Source organism: Enterococcus ratti, from assembly GCF_001886195.1.
Taxonomy (GTDB): Bacteria; Bacillota; Bacilli; order Lactobacillales; family Enterococcaceae; genus Enterococcus_B; species Enterococcus_B ratti.
Genome location: NZ_JXLB01000014.1, coordinates 51532 through 73178, shown reverse-complemented (window position 1 = coordinate 73178; position 21647 = coordinate 51532). Strand labels below are relative to the sequence as shown.

Sequence of the window (21647 nt, the reverse complement as noted above, 5' to 3'; positions counted from 1 at the left end):
GAAGTGTACGCAAAAAATAAAGTTTCAGCCTCTTCTAAATCAATTACTTTAGTTAGTTTAGATGCTCAAGGAAAAGAAGTTCAACGTCAAGCCGTGTCGCTTATGAATGTTGCCATCGAAACGGCACTTACTGAAGCGACTACTACAGTGAATAATCTATTTTATGGCAACGATGAAAATCATGCAAAACCAAGTAATACAAATGCTCAAATTGATGCCGCAAGAAATCAAGTCACTGCATTGCCAGATAGTGCACAAAAATCAGTGTTGTTAAAAAAAGTGAAGAAAGCCCAACAAGCGTATGACGAATTAATGGAACAATGGAAAGATGTCAATGAAACGATGGATCGCTTCTTTGTCAATGGGGATATTGGGAATCCCAAACCAAGTGTAACACCAGCAGATCTAGTGATGCTTGCTGAAAAAATGTTTGTCTTTCCTCTAGAAGAGGAATTTTTAGAAGGCTATACTATGAGTGAATTGCGAAAGAAAAGAGATCAGTTGAACTATGTACTTAATGTGACACCGCTCGTTGATCGACTATTTATTAATGGGAAACCAAAACCAAATAATACACAAAATGCGATTACTTATGCTTTAGGGCGTGTGAATGAAATGTACGATGGACCGTATAAACAAAAATTAATCGAAAAAATCCAAGAAGCACAAAAGGCTTACAATGATTCTCATGTTTATCCTCACAACAAGTAATAGTTTATAGCTTTCAGTAGCTAGTTTGTTAACGAATAAAGAAAGCAAAAAAACAACTTATGACAAGCAATCTGTTATAAGCTGTTTTTTTGCTTTTATTAATTTTTCTTTTTCTCAGGCAAATTATTTTCTAAATCAGTACGTACGACGAGGACATCACAAGCAGCATTACGAATTACATATTCTGAAACAGAACCAATGAATAGACGTTCGACAGCATTTAACCCGGTTGCCCCTAACATAATTAAATCTACGCTATTATCTTCAGGAATTTCTTTTGCAATAATTTGTTTCGGTGAGCCGTATTCAATTACTGTAGTGACGTTGTTTAGGCCTGCTTTTTTTGCATTTTCTTTATAGCCTGCTAAAGTTTCTTTAGCCATTTCAGTTGCTTGCTCTGCCAACATGCCGTCAAACGAAGAAACGGTTTGAAAAGAACGTGTGTCAATTACGTGCGCTAATAAAAGTTCACCATTATTTCGCATTGCAACATTTACAGCTTTTTTAAAAGCTAATTCTGCTTCAGCCGAGCCGTCTACGGCAACCATGATTTTTTTGTACTGTTGTAACATAAGCATTCACTCCTTCAGATAAATCAATCAGTTACATCATCATTGTAAAACAATTTAAACAAAAAGAGAATCATTTACTGTTTGATTTCGCCATTTTTTGAGCAAAAGTAATACTAAACGTAGAAGCCACGATAATTACAAGCACTAAGTAAATGAAAGCAATGAATCGTTGATTGAAAAAGGCCACAAAAATGCCTAATATTCCCAAGAATGAATAGATAGCCCCATAAAATTGTAAAAAACTACGATTTTTTTCTATTTTTTCGATCAATACAAAAAAGACAGATTGTTTTCTTAATAAGTAATAACTTACAAATAATAACAACAACGCAGTAATTCCCATCAAAAATTGGATCATCAAAAATTCCTCCAAAAATATTTAGTAAAAATGTTTTATTTTTCAATGTCTCTACTCGAAAAAAAGAGGCTATACCAACTACTTGGCAAGCCTCTTCGATTTCAAAAAACGGTAATCTCCGTTAATGCCGTTGTTCGTCCTGTAGTATTGATCCCGCGAATTCAAGCAGGTGGGTCCCACGGTCGTAGCATTGAACTACCAAATGATAAGGCATGTTACCAGCTGTGACACAAGACAGGTCCCAAGATATCAATAAAAATGTTCGGTCAACACACAAAGAGGACAATTCGAACATCACAGATTTCCCACTTCTATAGTAGCATACGAGAATAAAAAGAGCAATGAGAGCGCTCAGGAAAAATGAGTTATCAATGGTTTCTTTTGTTGGAGCGTTTCTTTTTCCATTCGTTGATTCGATAATATTGCTGACTAAGGGCTTGTTCATATTTACCTGTGTCTTTTGGATGATAATACGAGACGTTCTTTAATTGATTCGGTAAGTATTGTTGATTGACCCATGCGTGATCAAAGTTATGAGGATATTGGTATCCTTTTCCGCGATTTAGTGATTTTGCGCCTTGATAATGGTTATCTCGTAAATGTTCAGGAACATTGCCGACTTTTCCTGAACGGATGTCAGAAATCGCTTCATCTAAAGCAGAATAAGCGGAATTAGATTTAGGAGACAAACATAAATCAACGACAGCATTTGCTAAAGGAATTCGTGCTTCAGGAAGCCCTAAATGTTCAGCTGCTAGTACAGCATTGACAGTTCGTGCGGCAGCAGCAGGGTTTGCAAGACCAATATCTTCATAACCGATTACCATCAGTCGTCGACAAATACTTGCCAAGTCACCGGCTTCAACTAAACGTGCCAAGTAATGAAGCGCAGCATCCACATCACTACCTCGAATTGATTTTTGAAAAGCAGAAATCACGTCATAATGTGCGTCTCCGTCTTTATCGTGGATGAGTGCCTTTTTCTGTACGCATTCTTCAATAGTCGCTAATGTTAAATGAATCGTTCCACATTCATTTGCTTTAGTTGAACGTGCGGCTAGTTCTAACCCATTAAGAGTGCTTCGAAGATCACCATTTGTTGCACGTGATAAATGGATCAAAGCATTTTCGTCTAATTTGACTGACAAATGACCAAGTCCTCGCTCCTTGTCAGTCAGTGCCCCCTTTACTGCTTGCTGTATTTCTTGTTCATCTAGGGGAGTAACTTCAAAAATTTGTGTGCGACTGCGAATAGCAGGATTAATCGCAATATAAGGATTTTCAGTAGTAGCACCAATCATAATAATACGTCCATTTTCTAAATAAGGAAGTAAAAAATCTTGTTTTGTTTTATCTAAACGATGGACTTCATCAAGCAAAAGAATCACAGTTCCACTCATTTTTGCTTCTTCTGCTACGACTTGTAACTCTTTTTTTGAATCCGTTGCAGCATTTAATTGACGAAAAGCATACTTTGTTGAACCAGCTATTGCCCTAGCGATACTAGTTTTTCCAGTTCCCGGCGGACCATATAAAATCATTGAAGACAACATTTTGGCATCAACCATTCGCCGAATGATTTTTCCTTCCCCGATTAAATGCTTTTGTCCTACAACTTCATCAATGTTTCTAGGTCGCATGCGATAAGCCAAAGGCTGTGACATGAGAAGACCTCCTTTTATTTTTCGTTCGTTAATTATAGCATATTTTGTAAAGTGCCTATATTTTTGTTTATTTATGTACAGGAAATATGATGAAGGAGACTTTTTTAACAAGTAGATTAAAAGATATCACTAGCAAGTTACAAAGAGGTAGTGGTTATTCCAGATTGAATTTTTTTATTGAATGTTTTTAAATAAAGAGTCGTGGATTTTTACTTTTATTGTCTGACGGTTGCAAGTAAAATAAAAAATACAAGAAACGTATGAAATCAAAGTTTCTTGTATTTTTTTAATAGCTGCTGGCTTTTCTTTATGAAACCCAAAACGAGTGAAAACAAGTTTTCATGTGACTGACACTAGAAAAAGAAAAAAACGTAATGCTTCGTTCTCTTCTACTCAAAAGTAGACTGAAGAAAACTAAATGGCTTGTATTTAAAAAGAAAAAGGACATTTCATAGCTTATCCTCTTAAATTTGTGTATGATAAAGAAGGTGAATCAAATGACAGACAACGAGAAATTAGACAAGCTTTTATTGAATAAAACAACACCTGAAATTGCTAGAGATTTATTAGGAATGTATTTGGAGTATGTTACGCCTACAGGAACGGTCGGTGGGTATATTGTTGATGCAGAAGCTTATCTTGGTCCAGATGACGAAGCTGCACATAGCTTTGGAATGAGAAAGACTCCTCGAGTATTAGCAATGTATGAAAAACCCGGGACGATCTATCTTTATACCATGCATACTCATCGAATTTTAAATATTATTACGCAGCCAGAAGGAATACCTCAAGGGGTTATGATTCGAGCGCTTGAGCCTGAAATAGGTATTGAACAGATGAGTAGTAATAGAGGCGGTAAAATTGGGCCTGATATTAGCAATGGACCGGGAAAATTAGTGGCTGCTTTAGGTATTCCCCAAGAACTTTATGGGCAATCCATTTTAGATAGTCCGTTACATTTTGTTTTTGAAAAAGCAAAGAGACCAAAACAAATTTTGGCTTTGCCACGAATCGGTATTCCAAATAAGGGTGAATGGACGGAAAAACTGTTGCGCTTTGTTGTTGCGGGCAATCCTTATATATCATTGCAAAAAAAGAATCAAGTGGATGAAGATTGGGGATGGAGGAAAGAAAATGGGAAAAACAAACTTACTTGACTATTTAGATAAAAAAATTGAAGCAACGATTACAGATTATGATGTGACCTTAGACTGGGATACAAAGAATCATACAATTGAAATCAGTGTTTGCTTATTTGCTGAAAATAAAGCTCATATGGAAGTTGATGATGTGCAAGGAGTGGTTTCAGAAGAAGAAATCATTGAATTTGAAGATGGGGTTTTATTGTTTGATCCTAAAAAATCAATTTTTGACGAAAAAAATTATTTGGCTGTTGTTCCTTATGAAGGAAAGAAGGGGCTGCCAAAATCAATGATCGATGCACTCATTGAATATTTAAATGAAGTGCTTGCACGAGGTCAAAATGATCTTTTCGATTTTTTGGATGAAAAAAATCAAAAAACGATGTTTGAATTAAAATGGGAGGAACAATGTTTTACGAAATTAGTTGAAGAAAAGCAGAAAAATGGTTTTGATACTTATTTTTCTTATCCAAGTTATTAGGAGTGTATGTGATGAAATGGAATGAAGTAAAAGTAGAAACAGCAAGTGAGGCAGTCGAAGCAGTCGCTAATATTTTAATGGAAGCTGGAGCAAGCGGTGTAGCAATTGAAGATGCTTTAGACGTTGAAAACTTTAAGTTTGATCAGTATGGTGAAATTTTAGATAAAAAAGAGTTTACTTCACTAGATGAAGGTGCGCTAGTTATGGCTTATTTTCCGGAAACGGTTTTTTTACCAGAAATCTTGCCTTTTATTAAAGACTGTGTGACACAACTTCCCTCGTTTGGTTTGGCAATCGGTAAAAACATTGTAACGGTTAGTGAAGTAGAAGAAAGTAATTGGGCAACTGCTTGGAAAAAATATTATCATCCTGTACGTATTACAAGGATGCTAACGGTTGCTCCTAGTTGGGAACATTATCAAACAAGTGATCCATTAGAAAAAATCATTACTTTAGATCCCGGTATGGCTTTTGGAACGGGGACACATCCAACTACTGCCTTGACTTTACAGGCATTAGAAACTGTTTTACGTGGTGGAGAGACTGTTTTAGATGTAGGCACTGGTTCAGGCGTATTAAGTATTGCTGCCAAGTATTTAGGGGCGGCTGAAGTATATGCTTATGATTTAGATAAAGTGGCTGTTCGTTCTGCTAAAGAAAATATGGAGATGAATGAAGTAGCAAAAGACGTGCAGGTAACTGTCAATGATTTGTTGAAAGGAATTAATATTGAAAGTGATGTTATTGTTGCAAATATTTTAGCTGATATTATTGTTTTGATGATCCCGGATGCTTGGCGGTTATTGAAACAGACTGGAAAATTGATTGTTTCTGGCATTATTGAAGAAAAGAAACAACTAGTTATTGATGCAATGAAGACACAAGGCTTTACTGTTGACCAAATTTTCCAGCAAAGAGATTGGTATGCTATTATTTTAAAAAAATCTGAGGTGGAATAGATGCAGCGTTACTTTTTAGAAGAAATATATCAACCCGATGAACAAATCATTCTATCAGGGGAAGCCTTTCATCATATCGTTCGTGTGATGCGTATGACGCCTAAAGATCAAGTTTACTTAGTCTTTAAGGATCAATTAGCAATTCGAGCGGAAATTATTGAAATTAACGAAGATGCTGTTTATTTAATCGAAATTGAAAAAGAACAAACGCAAAAAGAATTACCGAATACGATCACGATTGCTAGTGGCTATCCGAAAGGAGATAAGCTTGATTGGATTGTTCAAAAAGGAACGGAATTGGGGGCGTATGCTTTTATTGGTTTTCCAGCAAAAACGTCTATTGTGAAATGGGATACGAAAAAAAGAAAAAAACGTCAAGAAAGGTTAAAAAAAATTGCGCAAGAGGCTGCTGAACAATCTCATCGACAGGTTGCTCCGCAAGTAGAGTTACTAGAAAATCAACAAGCTTTTTTGGAGTGTTTTTCTTCTTATGATGTGGTGCTGGTTGCTTACGAAGAATCGGCTAAACAGGGAGAATTAGCGAATTTAGCAAAAGTGTTTAAAGAACTTGCGGTTGGTAAACGGATTTTAGCTGTTTTTGGTCCAGAGGGTGGCTTTACTCTTGAAGAGATCGAAGTATTTATTGAAAAAGGCGGAATTTTGTGTGGATTAGGTCCAAGAATTTTACGTACCGAAACAGCGCCGCTTTATTTACTAAGCGTTGCAAGTTATCAATGGGAACTTGATCACTGATGCTTATAAGACACATCAAGAAGAATTGAAAAAGTCTTGAACAATCTGTATAATAAAATCAATTATTTTATTATAAATGCCAAATGAAAATCGTTCTCTTTTCGAAAATAAACGAGTATAAAAGAAGCTGTGTAACGATGAGTCATTAAATAAAATGTGAAAAGGCAAAGGAGCTTCTCTTTACTCGTGTTTTCATTGAGCGCTTTTTTTTATTCTTTCTTTTAGTGTTATAAACGAACATTTTAGTATTCAGTTGTAAAGGTAATTTACTATTAATTAAAGGGGATTTGTGTAAGAAAGTGTAAAAATAGCAAAATGTTTTTTTAGATTGTTCAAATCCTGTTGTTTACAACTTTTGAGAGGGGATTTTCCATGCCAAAAGAAGAAATATTGTCAGGTCCGGGAGTGATTAAATTAGTTAGCCAATATATGGGGCCTGAACATGTTGCATTTGTGCAAAAAGCCTGTGATTATGCTACTGCTGCTCATGATGGTCAGTTTCGAAAATCAGGGGAACCTTATATTATTCATCCGATTCAAGTTGCAGGAATTTTAGCCGACTTAAAAATGGATCCTCATACCGTTGCGACGGGTTTTTTGCATGATGTCGTAGAAGATACGGCAGTTACTTTGGATGAGTTAAAGCAGGTGTTTGGTTCTGATGTTGCCATGCTGGTTGATGGAGTGACGAAACTGGGCAAAATCAAATATAAGTCACACGAAGAGCAACTAGCAGAAAATCATCGTAAAATGTTACTAGCGATGGCACAAGATTTACGTGTAATTATGGTGAAATTAGCGGATCGCCTACATAATATGCGTACATTAAAACATCTTCGTGAAGAAAAACAGCGACGTATTGCACAAGAAACATTGGAAATCTATGCACCGTTAGCTCATCGTTTAGGAATCAGTCGCATCAAATGGGAGTTGGAAGATACGGCACTGCGCTATCTTAATCCTAAACAATACTATCGTATCGTTCATTTAATGCAAACGAAACGAGAAGAACGAGAGAAATATGTCAATGTAACGGTTGAAGATATACGCTTAGCTACCGAAGAATTAGATATTTATGCGGAAATTTACGGTCGGCCCAAACATATCTATTCGATTTATCGTAAAATGAAGGATCAAAAGAAACAATTCAATGAAATTTATGATCTGCTTGCTATTCGTGTTATTGTGGATTCTATTAAGGATTGTTACGCAGTTTTAGGGGCGATTCACACGAAATGGAAGCCAATGCCTGGGCGTTTTAAAGACTATATTGCTATGCCAAAAGCAAATATGTATCAATCGCTGCATACAACAGTTATTGGTCCAGAAGGAAATCCTGTGGAAATCCAAATACGAACCCAAGAAATGCACGAGATTGCTGAATTTGGGGTGGCTGCACATTGGGCATATAAAGAAGGAAAAAGTGATAAAGTAGAGCCAGATGGGATAACGAAGCAATTAAGCTGGTTCCATGAAATTATCGAACTACAAAATGAAAGTTATGATGCTTCTGAATTTATGGAAGGCGTCAAAGGTGATATTTTTAGTGATAAAGTCTATGTTTTTACACCTAAAGGAGATGTGACGGAATTGCCAAAGGGATCTGGTCCCTTAGATTTTGCATATAGCATTCATACGGACATCGGCAATAAAACCACTGGGGCAAAAATCAATGGCAAAATGGTTCAATTGGATTATAAATTAAAAAATGGTGATATCATCGAAATTTTAACGTCGCCTAACTCTTTTGGTTCAAGTAGAGATTGGCTAAAATTAGTGGCAACAAGTAAAGCTAGAAATAAAATCAAACGTTTTTTTAAGGCGCAAGATAGAGAAGAAAATATTATTAAAGGGCATGAAGCGGTAACAAAATGTATTATCGATTTAGGTTTTTTACCAAAAGAAATTTTATCAAAAAGTAAATTACAAGATGCCTTGGAAAAATTGAATTTTCAAACGGAAGATGATATGTATGCGGCAGTTGGCTACGGGGAAGTCAGTCCTTTAACGATGGCTAATCGTTTGACTGAAAAAGAAAGAAAAGAGAAAAAAATTGAACAGCAAAAACAAGAAGTCGAAGAAATTATAAATCAGTCAAAAAAAGAACCGGAAAAGATGAAGGTTCGTCATGAAGGTGGCGTGGTGATTCAAGGTATTGAGAATTTGTTGATTCGGATCAGTCGCTGCTGCAATCCAATACCGGGAGATGATATTGTAGGGTATATCACAAAAGGTAGAGGCATCTCTATTCATCGTCGAGACTGTCCAAATGTGCGTCTTGATAAACCAAATACAGCAGAACGCCTGATTGAAGTAGAGTGGGAAGATACTTCAAACACTAAGAAAGAATACGATGCGGACTTAGAAATTTATGGGTATAATCGCTCGGGTATGTTGAATGATGTTTTACAAACAGTAAATGCTATGACTAAAAACTTAAATAGTGTGGAAGCCAAAACCAACAAAGATAAAATGGCGACTATTCATTTGACGGTAGGCATTCAAAATCTCGCGCATTTAAAGAGTATTGTGGATAAAATTAAAGCCGTACCAGATGTTTACAGTGTTCGGCGAACGAACAGTTAGGAGGTAAATACGTGAAAGCTGTAATCCAGCGTGTAAGTAAAGCTTCAGTTACCATTGATCGGCAAGTAGTTGGTAAGATTGATCAAGGTTTATTAATTTTATTGGGAATTCATGAAAAAGATACCCAAGAAGATGTTGACTATTTGGTAAAAAAAATTGTACAACTGCGTATTTTTGAAGATGAACAAGGGAAAATGAACCGTAGTATTAAAGAAATACAAGGACAAATCTTAAGTGTTTCTCAGTTTACTCTTTTTGCCGATACAAAAAAAGGCAATCGACCAAGTTTTATTACAGCTGCTCGTCCAAAAACGGCCATTCCATTATATGAAGCGTTCAATAATGGAATAAAAAACAAAGGAATTTCTTTGGAAACCGGTCAGTTTGGTGCAGATATGGCTGTTTCTTTAATCAACGATGGGCCAGTCACGATTGTTATAGATTCGCACAATAAATAATAATAGTTTAAGCGATGAGTGACTTTTTAAAGAATCATGGGACATATTTTTCTTTAAATAAACGATTGACAAACAGGTGGTAAAAGGTTTGTTGATCGTTTATTTGATTTGCGAATGCGAGCAAAAATAAAGATACGTGAAATAAGTTTATTATTAAATGAGTGAGTATCTAGTCCAGCTCAACATTAAGAATGAAATAGGTATTTTCAACATTAAATTATTCTTTGTATGTTAATTATTAAGCCGAATCATATGGAAAATAGAAAATTTTGTTATCCCAAAGATATTAGATTTTATACTTAATCTTGTGAGTAGCTCAAAAAACTATTTTCGAATGATCCGGCTTATGTTTGTAGGTGTTGTTTCTTCTACTTATTAAGGATTAGACAAAGTATGATTGAAACTGTAACTTTAATATTTAACTTTTTCAGTAGTTTAAACGTCTTTATTTGGCTCAGAAACTTTTATATGAGGAATAAGTAAAAAACTAGCTTTATACTCCAGTGGTCATATTTGATGGAATAGTTATTTATATAATGATTCAACTTTTGGTTTTATTTAAGCTAGGTTTAAGCCGCATCTTTTAAAATAAAACATAATTCAACAGTATTATCGAAATAAAGATCAGTAAAATTTTAAGAATTTAACAATAGTGTTTGTGCTTTAGTCAGAATGTCCAATAACAGAGCATGATTGTGATCTTCTGATGGAACTTTTTGAGTTAATTTAAAAGCTTTATGGATGGATTTACTGGTCGTAGTAGCTGCTAGCTTTGTATAAGTCGTATCAGTAAACAAAGCATTGGTAGCTTTAATAGCCTTTTGTGTATCCGGATTGGATGTTGGTCTAAGGTCAGTTGTTTGATTTAATAAAGTTGCAGCTTTCAATAACAGTGAAAATAAAACCTCAAAATTATGATCCCATGACGGTATTTTTAAAAGTAAATTCGAAGTTTTGTCGATCGTGTCAATGTTTACAGTCGCAGTAGCCGCTAGTTTCGTATAAGTCGTATCAGTAAACAAAGCATTGACCGCTTGAATGGCTTTTTGTGTATCCGGATTAGATGTTGGTCTAAGATCGGTCGTTTGACTCAATAGAGTGGCAGCTTTTGTCAATAAATTATTTAATAAAGAATAATTATGATCATTTGTTGGTACCTTTCGAGCCAAAATACGAGCATCTTGGATAGATTCACTAGTTGCAGTCGCTGCAATTTTTGTATAAGTGGTATCCGTAAATAAGGCATTAACGGCTTTGATGGCTTTTTGTGTGTCCGGATTTTTTGATGGCCTAAGATCGGTCGTTTCATTTAATAATTTCTTAGCTTTTTCCACCAACGAAGACCATAAAGGAAGCGGAATTTCGTCTTTTAAAATTACTTTTAAAACTAAAGAACTAGCTTCTTCGATAGAATCACTGTTAACGGTAGCTGTAATTTTTGTGTAAGACTTATCGGTAAATAAGGCTTGTACTGCTTGAGTCGCTTTTTGTGTGTCCGGATTTGAAGCCTGATCAAATAAATTTTTTGCTTTATACCAAATAGAAATTAGGACAGAAAAATTATGATCTTTATATGATACTTTCAGAACTAGATCACCAGCTTCTTGTAATGCTTGGCTAGTTGCAGTATCTGCAAGCATTGTATAAGTTGTATCAACAAATAAGGCGTTGATCGCTTGAATCGCTTTTTGTGTATCCGGATTGGTAGTTGGTTTAAGTTTGATTGTTTCTTTAGCTTTTTGTACATCAGGATTTTGATTAGCATTTTTTGCCTGTGCTGTATATTTTCTGCCGCATAAATCACTCCAGCATTAAAATTACTCGCAAGAAGTGTAGTTAATGTCATTGCGGTGATTAATTTTTTATATTTCATATTTGCTCTCCTTTTATGTATTTATTAATACAAAATCTTATTAATTATTTATCTGTTATTGAAGTAACCTTGAGAATAATTGAATTCACCACCTTTGTTATTATTTAATTAATAAGACTTGGTATTACTAGAGTATAGTAGCATAGGTATCAATGAATAAACGCTTTTTTATAAAGATAAATGAGAACTTAAATTTCTTTTTTTTTCAAAAAAAGTTTTGATAGTAGAGGGATAAAACGATCATTTTTTTATTTAAGAAAATGTGAGTTACTAGAAAACGAACATGCATAAAATGAAAAGAAGATGAAATAATAATCTATTCATTGATAGAGAAGAAGAAAAAAATAGTGAATTGATAGATCAAGAAAATGAGAACGAACGCGAAATAAAAAAGTAAATCTTGTCAAAATTTTTATGTATTTAAAAGAATTTTTTTTAATTTATAAGGTTAAATTTTTTTGTTTTGATTGAAAAAGGTAGTTTGAAGGGAAAGAAAATAATAGGAGAATCTTTAAGTGGTTTTATTGGTTGAATATAAATTATATGAATAAGAAATTTATTCTCGTTAATATGTATGAATTTTTTTATCAGTTACAAGAAGTTAAGCTGACGATAGAGGATTTTTTAAGTAGAAAAAAGATGATTATTGAAAGCCACTTCCCTTTTTGGGAACGGCTTTCAATCTATTTAATATATGAGGAGAGAGAAATTTTAATAGTATCGAAGTCAATAGGTAAAAGGATTCACTTCCCTTTTATCATTATTTAAGTCTTGGTTGTATAAAGCAAAGATTCAAGTTTATTTATTCAATAAATCAGTAGCTTTCATACAAAGTTTACCCAATTCTAAAGCATAAGAACGATTAACTGTTAAAATTTTTGTGACAAGTTTTTTTGCGTCTTTAATTGACTGACTAGTAGTGGTTGGAGCAAGCGCTGTATGGGTATTATCGGTAAATAACGCATTAACCGCATCAATGGCTTTTTGTACATCTGGGTTTTGACTAGTTATTCCTGCTTGTACAGTCGCATTTTCTGTTGCATAAGCTATGCCCACGTTTAAATTGCTGCTAAGAAACGCTGTTACTGCTAAAGTTGTAATCAGTTTCGTATATTTCATATAATTGTCTATCCTTTTCCTCGTTTTTTGACACAAAACCTTGTTAACAGTTTAATATGTAATCATTACACGCTCCTTTCTTTTTTATTTTAACAAGATTCAGTATCCTCGGATATAATAGCATAAGTATTTATAGATAAGGTTCTTTTTTTTCTATGTGTTGAAACTTAAATTTCTTTTTTTTGAAAAAAAAAATTAGCGAACAATGACGAGAAAAGTTGCTTCTCGTGTCATTTATAAAGCAAAGATTTCTTGCAATTAAAAATACCTATTTTAATAAATATTCAGTGACTAGTCAAAAAAATTTTTTCAAATTTTTATAAATGATTCTGCAACAATAAATAATAAATTGAAACAAGTTGTTGACAAGCATTAGATCTAATCCATCTAAATTATGAAGTGAAGAAGTATAATAGGTAAAAAAGACGGTGAGAGGTTTCTTTTGTCAGTATCTTTAAAAAAATTTAAGCTACTATTATATATAGAAACTATAAAAATAGGTTAGAAAGTAGAGAAATTTTTGTAAGAGAGGAAGATACGTATGAAAGAAGTTCCAGTCGTAAACGTGAAAATGACAGAATTAAAAGAACTGTACCAACAAGGTTATCATATGCTTCAATTTTTAAGAAACAAAGCAGATGCACCCGTAGTTAAAGCAAAGCTGTTTAATAAAGAAGCTATTGTCGTCTATGGCTCTGATGCGGCAAAAATTTTTTATGATCCAAGAAATTTTACACGAAAAAAGGCGATGCCTAAATTAGTGTTAAAAACGTTGTTTGGAAAAAATGGCGTGCAAACGTTAGATGGAGCCCAGCATCATCATCGCAAGGCTGTTTTTATGGATTTGATGACTCCAGAGAAAATGAAAGAATATCGTCTTATTCTTGATAGAAACTTTACACATGTTTTAGATGAACAGCACGGACAATTTGAATGGTTTGATTTAAGTAAGCGAGTACTTTTTTCCTCTATTTGTGAATGGGCAGGAATTAATTTGTCTGAACTGTCAAAAGAAGAAATAAATCAATTGGCAGATTACCAAATTTCTATGATTAGTGGGGCAGTTACGTCTCCTAAAGATCATATTAAAGGTTTAGAAAATCGCAAGAAATCTGAAAAATGGGCACAGAAATTAATAAAATCTGCTCGCGAAAATCCTATTCCAGAGAAAAAACACGTCGCTCTTTATGCGTTTGCTCAAGCGACTGAGCTTAATGGACAGTTGCTTCCAGTAGAAGTTGCAGCAGTAGAATTGTTAAATATTATCCGTCCTACTGTAGCTTTAACTATTTGGGCTGCGTTGATGGGGCATGCGTTATTTAGTCGACCAGACTTAAAACAACAATTAAAAAATAACTTTTCAGAGCTGCAAGATCCATTTATTCAAGAGTTACGCCGTTATTATCCATTTTTTCCAATGATTCCGGGTATTGCGTTAAAAGATGTAGTGGTTGATAATTACTTTATTCCTAAAGACAGTTGGGTACTTTTAGATGTGTATGGAACCAATCATGATGAACGTACGATTGAAGCACCTGAATCGTTTATGATTAAGCGGTATATAGGAAAAGCGAAAGATCTTTCTTATGAACAACAATATGAAATGATTGCACAAGGTGGAGGAGATTTTCGTCAAATGCATCGTTGTGCAGGAGAATGGATTACTTTGCATAGTTTACGTGTTTTTTCGGATCAACTTGTTAATCGCTATGAATTTTCAGTGCCAGAACAAGATTGGCGAATCTCGGTCAATCAGTTTCCTACTTACCCCAATAGTCGAGTGTTATTGTATAAAAATTAAGAAGTGAAATTTTTCCAGTTTATAAAGAATTGAAAGTTACGAAACAATTAAGAGAGCTTTCGTAAAATTATTTTTTGGCGTTAAAAGTCGACAGATTGTTGAATTCGTATTTTTCGGCTGTCTTTTTTCTATTATTTGCTATTCTTTTTAGTTTTGCAGTTTATTCTTGACTTTAGCCGTTGTTTTTAGTAGGTTATAAGTGATATAGAAAATATCAATGAAAGAGCGAGTAAGTTTCTAACCCTTTACAAGAGAGGATTATCAAGGCTGAAAATGATCTAAAGGTTTGGTTTCTAAAAGACACTCTGGAGATGGACGAAGAAAAGTCGTTTCGTGTACGAGCGTTAATCGTGAGAGGAAAGTGCAAACTTTCGAAAATAGGTGGTACCGTGTGTGAAAAGTCATTCACCCTTGTTCATGAGGAACGAGGGTGAATTTTTTGTTTACATAAAAAAGAAAAGAGGAGAAAAAATGAGTTTTCAAAGACCAAAAGGCACAAATGATATTTTACCTGGTGAGTCAGAGAAATGGCAGTTTATAGAAGAAACTGCTCGTCTATTGTTTAGAGATTATCAATACGATGAAATTCGTACGCCGATTTTTGAGCATTATGAAGTGATTTCTCGAAGTGTAGGAGACACAACTGATATTGTGTCAAAAGAAATGTATGATTTTTATGATAAAGGGAAGCGCCATGTGACTTTGCGTCCAGAAGGAACAGCGCCAATTGTTCGTTCTTTTGTTGAACATAAGTTATTTGGACCGGAATATGCAAAACCATATAAAACATTTTATATGGGACCAATGTTTCGGTATGAGCGTCCACAAAAAGGACGATTACGTCAGTTTCATCAAATTGGAGTAGAAGCTTTTGGTTCGAATAATCCGGCAACGGATGTAGAAAGTATGATCATGGCGTTAGACTTTTTCAAGCAGCTAGGGATTACTCAAATTCGTTTAGTTCTCAATTCTTTAGGAGATAAAAAAACACGTCAAGCGTATCGACAAGCGTTAATTGATTATCTTGAGCCATTTGAAGCTGAATTGAGTGATGATTCAAAAAGACGATTGCATGAAAACCCTTTGCGGATATTAGATAGTAAAGACAAGCGTGACCAAAAATTTGTCGCTGGTGCGCCGTCTATTTTAGATTATTTAAGTGAAGCAGCTCAAAAACATTTTGACACGGTTATTGCAATGTTAGATGCGTTAAATGTTTCCTATGAAATTGATAGTACCATGGTTCGAGGTTTGGATTATTATACACATACGATTTTTGAAATTATGAGCGAGGCACCCAAAATGGGCGCACAAGCAACAATTTGTGCCGGTGGTCGTTATGATCATTTGGTAGAAGAATTAGGAGGACCGCAAACACCGGGATTTGGGTTTGCTATGGGGATTGAACGCTTGCTTTTAACGATGGAAGCCGAAGAAGTTGTTATTCCTGCATTTAATGAATTAGATGCTTATGTTGTCCCTTTAGGTGAAAAAACAAATATCGAAGCATTAAAACTGGTACAAGCTATTCGTGATTTTGGCTTTTCTGCCGATCGTGATGTGATGAACCGTAAAGCAAAAGCTCAATTTAAAACAGCCGATAAAGTAAATGCCAAGCTTGTACTAGTGATTGGTGAAGATGAATTAAAAAACCGAACGGTAACAATTAAATCCATGGCTAAAAGAAAAGAAAAAAGTTTTAGTTTAAAAGAAGTTTATGAACATTTTGATGAAGTTTACGATGAAATGACTTTATTTGAGTAGGAGGAAAATGAAAATGACACAAAGAACAACCTATTGTGGTTTAATTTCAGCAAAAGAATTAGATCAAACCGTCACATTAAAAGGATGGGTCCAAAAACGTCGAGACCTTGGGGGCCTGATTTTTATTGATTTACGTGATCGTGAAGGGATCGTTCAAATCGTTTTTAATCCTGAAGTAAATAAAGCAGCTTGGGAAATTGCCAATAAATGCCGGATGGAATATGTAATTGAAATTACTGGTGTTGTTCGCAGACGTGATGATTTAGCGATCAATCCTAAAATGGTGACTGGTGAATTTGAAGTGTATGCCAACGAAATCTTGATTTTGAATAAAGCAAAAACCCCGCCCTTTTTGATTGAAGATGATCAAACTGTCAGTGACGAACTTCGTATGAAATATCGTTACTTAGATTTACGTCGTCCTAAAATGACTAAAAATATCAAAATGAGAAATGAAATAACGAAAGCCATTCGTCATTATTTAGATGAACATGACTTTTTAGACATTGAAACACCGTACCTAGGCAAATCAACGCCAGAAGGGGCTCGTGATTATCTTGTTCCTTCTCGTATCTACTCAGGACATTTTTATGCGTTACCGCAATCCCCACAATTATTTAAACAATTATTAATGAACGCAGGCTTTGATCGTTATTATCAAATTGTTCGTTGTTTCCGTGATGAAGATTTGCGTGGCGATCGTCAGCCGGAATTTACACAAGTAGATATCGAAACGACTTTCTTAACGGCAGAAGAAATTCAAACTTATACAGAAGGCTTAATTGCAAAGGTCATGAAAGAGGTACGCGGAATCGAAGTTACTTTACCATTTCCCAGAATGACTTACGATGAAGCGATGACTCGTTATGGCAGTGACAAACCAGATACTCGTTTTGATATGGAATTGATTGATTTAAGCAAAACGGTTAAAGAGATCGAGTTTAAAGTTTTTCAAACGGCACTGGAAAAAGGTGGCGTCGTAAAAGTTTTGAATGCTAAAAAAGCTGCAAGTAAGTATTCTCGTAAAGATTTGGATAATATTGGGAAGTATGCTACGCAGTTTGGTGCAAAGGGGCTTGCTTGGTTAAAAGTAGAAGAAGATGGTTTAAAAGGACCGATTGCTAAATTTATGAAAAATAGGACAGCGGAAATTGTCGAAGCGACAAATGCTAAGAATGGTGATCTTTTATTATTCGGTGCGGATACAAAAGAAGTTGTCGCAGCTACACTAGGAGCCGTTCGTACTCGTTTAGGCAAAGAATTAGGGTTGATTGATGAAACAAAATTTAATTTCCTATGGATCACAAAGTGGCCGCAATTTGAATATTCAGCCGAAGAAAACCGTTATGTGTCTGCGCATCATCCATTTACGATGCCACGAGTAGAAGACATTGACCGATTAAGTACGGATCCTGCAAGTGTTTATGCCCAAGCCTATGACATTGTTTTAAACGGCTATGAATTAGGAGGTGGTTCGATCCGTATTCATACACGTGAGGTCCAAGAAAAAGTACTCGAGACTTTAGGGTTTTCAAAAGAACAAATGGAAGAACAATTTGGCTTCCTTTTAACTGCTTTAGATTATGGATTTCCTCCACATGGCGGTATTGCACTTGGACTAGACCGTTTAGTTATGTTGCTTGCAGGTGAAGAAAATATTCGTGAGGTTATTGCTTTTCCTAAAAATGGGAAAGCAGCAGACGTCATGAGTGAAGCACCGAGTACGGTATCAAAAGCACAACTATTTGATTTGAATATTGATGTAACAAGTATCGAATAAGTGGATTTGAGAAGAACTGTTATGGAGTTGAAAAAATAAATAAAACGTATTTAAAAAATATTCTTGTTTATATAACAGCTATCGTTTTAATGATGGTGTGATTTTGTTGGTTAATTTACCTTGATTTAATTCTAAAACTCTTTATAATTAAGCAATAATCTATGAAGTGAGGCTTTATTTCATGAAAAAAAATTTCGAAAATTGGGCGTATCATGATTACACGACCAAACTTTCGGTATCTATTGTCTACGCATTGATCGCATCCGTCGCATTAAACTTTTTTTATCAGCCGGGTCATATTTATTCCAGCGGTATTACTGGATTAGCACAAATACTAACTACTTTATCTCGATCATTCATTGGGTTTGAGGTGCCAGTAGCAACTACTTTATACTTGTTAAATATTCCATTATTTGTTCTTGCTTGGTTTAAGATTGGAAAGAAGTTTACTGTTTTTACGTTTATTACAGTAACCTTAACTTCACTTTGTATTCATCTTCTTCCTCAAACCGTGCTTTCTACTGATCCGATTATTTGTGCCATATTTGGCGGTGCCGTGATGGGGTTAGGTATCGGTCTTGCCTTGAGAAATGGTTTATCATCAGGTGGGTTGGATATTGTTAGTATTACGATTCGCAAAAAAACAGGAAAATCAATAGGTTCTATTTCGATTTATTTTAATGGAATGATCATTTTTATCGCTGGACTTCTTTTTGGCTGGCAATACATGTTTTATAGTGCCCTTTCTATTTTCGTGAGCGGAAAAGTTACTGACGTGATGTATACAAAGCAAAAGAAAATGCAAGTGATGATCGTCACAAAACATCCAGAAAAAGTAGTGAATGAAATCCAAAGATGTATGCGGCGAGGAATTACGATCATTAATGAGGCAGAAGGCGCCTATAAACACGACAAACAAACGGTGTTGATGACAATCGTTACGCGCTATGAATTGCCTTTATTAAGAGAAGCAATGAAAGTCTCTGACCCACAAGCATTTGTCAGCATTGCAGAAAATGTTCAAATCCTTGGACGTTTTTATGAAGATGGTATTTAACAAAAATAAATATTAAAACAAAAAAACTACAAGAGTGTTTATTTTTAAATCTAGTTATCATTAAGTAGTTTCATACATTGGCTATTAAATGTGATAAACAGAAGGAATAGCCGAAATATCCAAAAGTTGATTCACAAATTTTGCGGATATTTTGGTTTATTTTTTGAAAAAGCGTTTTGAATTGGCGTGTACAAAAATGCAGAAAGACTCTTGTTTTTGAGAGATAAAATTAAAGCGATTTTATACCATGATAAAGTTTTTCTGAAAATGGTTGTATGATGTAGCCATTTTGCGATTTCTTTTAGAAAAAAAGAAGTCCTCTAAAAAGGCAATTATTATTTGAAATTTTATTAAAGTTAGTTAAAAATATGTTCTTTTTTTTAAGGTTTTATGGGAGTATAGAAGTAACAGCAAAATTAAAGCGATTTTGTCTGTTATTTCTGTGAAATACACCTATGATGAATAAAGTTTATGAAAAGTTGGAAGATTGAATGGAAAAACAAAAAAGATTAAAAAGAAGCCGCTACATTACTGGTTTCGATGGTATTCGTTCGTTAGCTGTAGTGGGAGTGATTTTATATCATTTATTGCCAACAAGTATGAAGGGAGGGTATTTAGGCGTTCCAATATTTTTTGTTGTATCCGGCTATTTAATCACGGATTTATTGCGGCAAGAATGGGAACAAAATGGAAAAATAAATATCTGGCAATTTTACGTTCGGCGAATGAAACGACTATATCCAGGGTTAGTTTTTTTGTTAATTGTGGCGTCGGCCTATATTACGTTATTTCAACGAGGGTTATTGAACAATCTACGTGGGATTGTAGTCAGCAGTCTATTGTACGTTAATAACTGGTGGCAAATCAATAATGGTTTGTCTTATTTTGATCGATTTGCTAATGAATCTCCTTTTACGCATATTTGGTCATTAGCAGTGGAAGGACAGAATTATTTATTGTGGCCAATTCTATTTGTTTTACTAGTAGTTTTTGTTCGTAAAAAGAAATGGATTCTTTATGCTGTACTAGGAACTTCACTTATTTCTGTCATGCTAATGATGATTATGTTTAAACCCGGAGGTGATCCTACCCGCGTTTACTACGGAACAGATACACGGTTATTTTCTATTTGGTTAGGAAGCGCCTTGGCATTTGTTTGGCCAAGCACTCGATTAAAGAAGGATATTCCTAAGCAAGCTAGAAGTATTTTAAACTTGGCTGGTTTGATCTCATTGTTTGTGTTGATCCTTTTCTTTTTCTTCTTAGATGATCAATATCGTTTTGTTTATTATGGCGGTATGCTTTTAGTTAGCCTATTTTGTGTGGTTTTAGTTGCTGTAACAGCTCATCCGGGGGCAAGTTTGAATAAATGGCTAACTAATCCTGTCTTTAATTGGATCGGTAAGCGAAGTTATGGAATTTATTTGTATCAATTTCCAGTAATGATTTTTTATGAAGCAAAAGTACCGAATATTGCAAATCATGCGTTATTTCACGCGTTAATTGAACTTTTACTGATTTTAGGCATTAGTGAATTTTCTTATCGCTATATTGAACGTCCTTTAGCTCGATTTGATTACAGACAGACGTTTTCGGTATTCAAAGGCTGGTTTACCAAGCCGATTTTAAGCAAGCAAAAACCGTGGCTTATTCCCGGTATTTTGTTAGTGCTGGTGGCTTTCGTTGGTTTTGTAACTGCACCGAAAAATGCGGTGACGGCTGATCAAAAAAAATTACAGGCACAAATTGCTGAAAGTAAAAAATTAGCAGAACAGAGTCAGAAAGAATCAGAAAATCATGCGAGTACAGTTGATCAAGCACTTCTTGAAAAATATGACCTAACTGCTAAACAAGGAGAAGCAGCACAAAAGCTAGAATTAACTGCTTTTGGTGATTCGGTCATGTTAGATGCTGCTACAGATCTGAAAGAGCTTTATCCTAAAGTTGTAGTAGATGGCGACGTCGGACGTCAATTGTATGCAAGCGAACCTTATATTGAAGAACTAAAAAAACAAAATCTATTAAAAGAGACGGTTTTGATGGGACTAGGAACTAATGGTGCGTTTTCTGAAGCACAATTTGATAGTATTATGAGTGCGCTAGGGGATCGTAAAGTGTATTGGGTAAATGTTCGTGTTCCTACAAAACGCTGGCAAAATGATGTCAATGCTTTATTAGAACAAATGGCCAAAAAGTATGACAACATGACTTTAATTGACTGGTATGGGTATAGTAATAGCCATAGTAATTGGTTTTATGATGATCAAGTCCATCCTAACCCTCAAGGCATGATTCACTATGTCCATTTAGTGAGTGAAGCATTACTAGGTAAAGATCAACCGAAGAAAACTATTACGAATGAAACAAGTACTGAAAAACGTTGAAAGTGTAGACTGTTCAGTTAGCTAAAGCAGCTTAAATGAATAAAAGAAGCAGGAATAAAAAGCTTGCTTTGTAAATAAAAAATAAGCAACATTGAGTTAACAAGGTATAGCAAGCCAAAATTTTACAAACGAGAAAGCCTATCAATTAAAGCTTTTCGCTCTTTATTTGATTGTTTCTTGAAAGC

At 34.8% G+C, this 21647-nt stretch carries 17 protein-coding genes and 1 other RNA gene; 12 read left to right on the top strand and 6 right to left on the bottom strand.

Going from position 1 to position 21647, the window contains the following annotated elements:
* On the top strand, positions 1-711 hold a 711-nt coding region (locus RV14_RS08100), incomplete at its 5' end, for a toxin Cry1Ac domain D-VI-related protein (protein WP_143139751.1).
* Positions 712-809: 98 nt separating this feature from the next.
* On the opposite strand, the gene RV14_RS08095 is transcribed toward RV14_RS08100, so the two are convergent.
* The 4 genes from RV14_RS08095 to RV14_RS08080 form a co-directional block, all read right to left on the bottom strand.
* A complete protein-coding gene (locus RV14_RS08095; RefSeq protein WP_071855774.1) occupies positions 810-1283 on the bottom strand; it encodes a universal stress protein in 474 nt (157 codons plus the stop codon).
* A 70-nt stretch (positions 1284-1353) separates the two neighbouring features.
* Entirely contained in the window at positions 1354-1641 is a 288-nt protein-coding gene (locus RV14_RS08090; protein WP_071855773.1) for a hypothetical protein, read from the bottom strand.
* 111 nt (positions 1642-1752) lie between these two features.
* A non-coding RNA gene (ssrS, locus tag RV14_RS08085) (6S RNA) lies at positions 1753-1947 on the bottom strand.
* A 62-nt stretch (positions 1948-2009) separates the two neighbouring features.
* Complete coding sequence (locus RV14_RS08080; protein WP_071855772.1) at positions 2010-3305, bottom strand: replication-associated recombination protein A; 1296 nt, start codon at positions 3303-3305, stop codon at positions 2010-2012.
* A 497-nt stretch (positions 3306-3802) separates the two neighbouring features.
* Between RV14_RS08080 and RV14_RS08075 the strand changes: the two genes are divergently transcribed.
* The 6 genes from RV14_RS08075 (at position 3803) to dtd (ending at position 9684) form a co-directional block, all read left to right on the top strand.
* A complete protein-coding gene (locus RV14_RS08075) occupies positions 3803-4462 on the top strand; it encodes a DNA-3-methyladenine glycosylase (protein ID WP_071855771.1) in 660 nt (219 codons plus the stop codon).
* Complete coding sequence (locus RV14_RS08070) at positions 4440-4928, top strand: DUF3013 family protein (protein ID WP_071855770.1); 489 nt, start codon at positions 4440-4442, stop codon at positions 4926-4928. The genes RV14_RS08075 and RV14_RS08070 overlap by 23 nt, the downstream gene beginning before the upstream one ends.
* An 11-nt stretch (positions 4929-4939) precedes the next feature.
* Positions 4940-5887, top strand: a complete 948-nt coding sequence (gene prmA / locus RV14_RS08065; RefSeq protein ID WP_071855769.1) for a 50S ribosomal protein L11 methyltransferase — start codon at positions 4940-4942, stop codon at positions 5885-5887.
* Positions 5888-6640 carry a 16S rRNA (uracil(1498)-N(3))-methyltransferase gene (locus tag RV14_RS08060; protein WP_071855768.1) on the top strand — a complete coding sequence of 251 codons (753 nt, stop codon included), beginning with the start codon at positions 5888-5890 and terminating at the stop codon, positions 6638-6640.
* 372 nt (positions 6641-7012) lie between these two features.
* Positions 7013-9226 (top strand): RelA/SpoT family protein, encoded by a 2214-nt coding sequence (locus tag RV14_RS08055; RefSeq protein ID WP_071855767.1) that lies wholly within the window; start codon positions 7013-7015, stop codon positions 9224-9226.
* A gap of 11 nt (positions 9227-9237) precedes the next feature.
* A complete protein-coding gene (dtd, locus tag RV14_RS08050; protein WP_071855766.1) occupies positions 9238-9684 on the top strand; it encodes a D-aminoacyl-tRNA deacylase in 447 nt (148 codons plus the stop codon).
* Between the two features lie 635 nt (positions 9685-10319).
* Here dtd and RV14_RS08045 read toward each other — a convergent pair.
* Together RV14_RS08045 and RV14_RS08035 are read right to left on the bottom strand one after the other, a co-directional pair.
* Positions 10320-11324 (bottom strand): toxin Cry1Ac domain D-VI-related protein, encoded by a 1005-nt coding sequence (locus tag RV14_RS08045; RefSeq protein WP_071855765.1) that lies wholly within the window; start codon positions 11322-11324, stop codon positions 10320-10322.
* Positions 11325-12355: 1031 nt separating this feature from the next.
* Positions 12356-12676 carry a toxin Cry1Ac domain D-VI-related protein gene (locus RV14_RS08035; protein ID WP_071855763.1) on the bottom strand — a complete coding sequence of 107 codons (321 nt, stop codon included), beginning with the start codon at positions 12674-12676 and terminating at the stop codon, positions 12356-12358.
* A 541-nt stretch (positions 12677-13217) separates the two neighbouring features.
* On the opposite strand from RV14_RS08035, the gene RV14_RS08030 reads away from it, so the two are divergent.
* From RV14_RS08030 to RV14_RS08010, 5 genes are all read left to right on the top strand, one after another.
* Positions 13218-14477 carry a cytochrome P450 gene (locus RV14_RS08030; RefSeq protein ID WP_071855762.1) on the top strand — a complete coding sequence of 420 codons (1260 nt, stop codon included), beginning with the start codon at positions 13218-13220 and terminating at the stop codon, positions 14475-14477.
* Positions 14478-14948: 471 nt separating this feature from the next.
* Positions 14949-16241, top strand: coding sequence for a histidine--tRNA ligase (gene hisS / locus RV14_RS08025; RefSeq protein WP_071855761.1), 1293 nt, complete (start codon positions 14949-14951; stop codon positions 16239-16241).
* Between the two features lie 13 nt (positions 16242-16254).
* Complete coding sequence (gene aspS, locus RV14_RS08020) at positions 16255-18021, top strand: aspartate--tRNA ligase (RefSeq protein ID WP_071855760.1); 1767 nt, start codon at positions 16255-16257, stop codon at positions 18019-18021.
* A 181-nt stretch (positions 18022-18202) separates the two neighbouring features.
* The gene (locus RV14_RS08015; RefSeq protein ID WP_071855759.1) at positions 18203-19078 is read left to right on the top strand and encodes a YitT family protein; all 876 of its coding nucleotides are present in this window, start codon (positions 18203-18205) and stop codon (positions 19076-19078) included.
* Between the two features lie 491 nt (positions 19079-19569).
* On the top strand, positions 19570-21462 hold the full coding sequence (locus RV14_RS08010; protein ID WP_071855758.1) for an acyltransferase family protein: 1893 nt from the start codon (positions 19570-19572) through the stop codon (positions 21460-21462).
* The last annotated feature ends 185 nt before the right edge of the window (positions 21463-21647 follow it).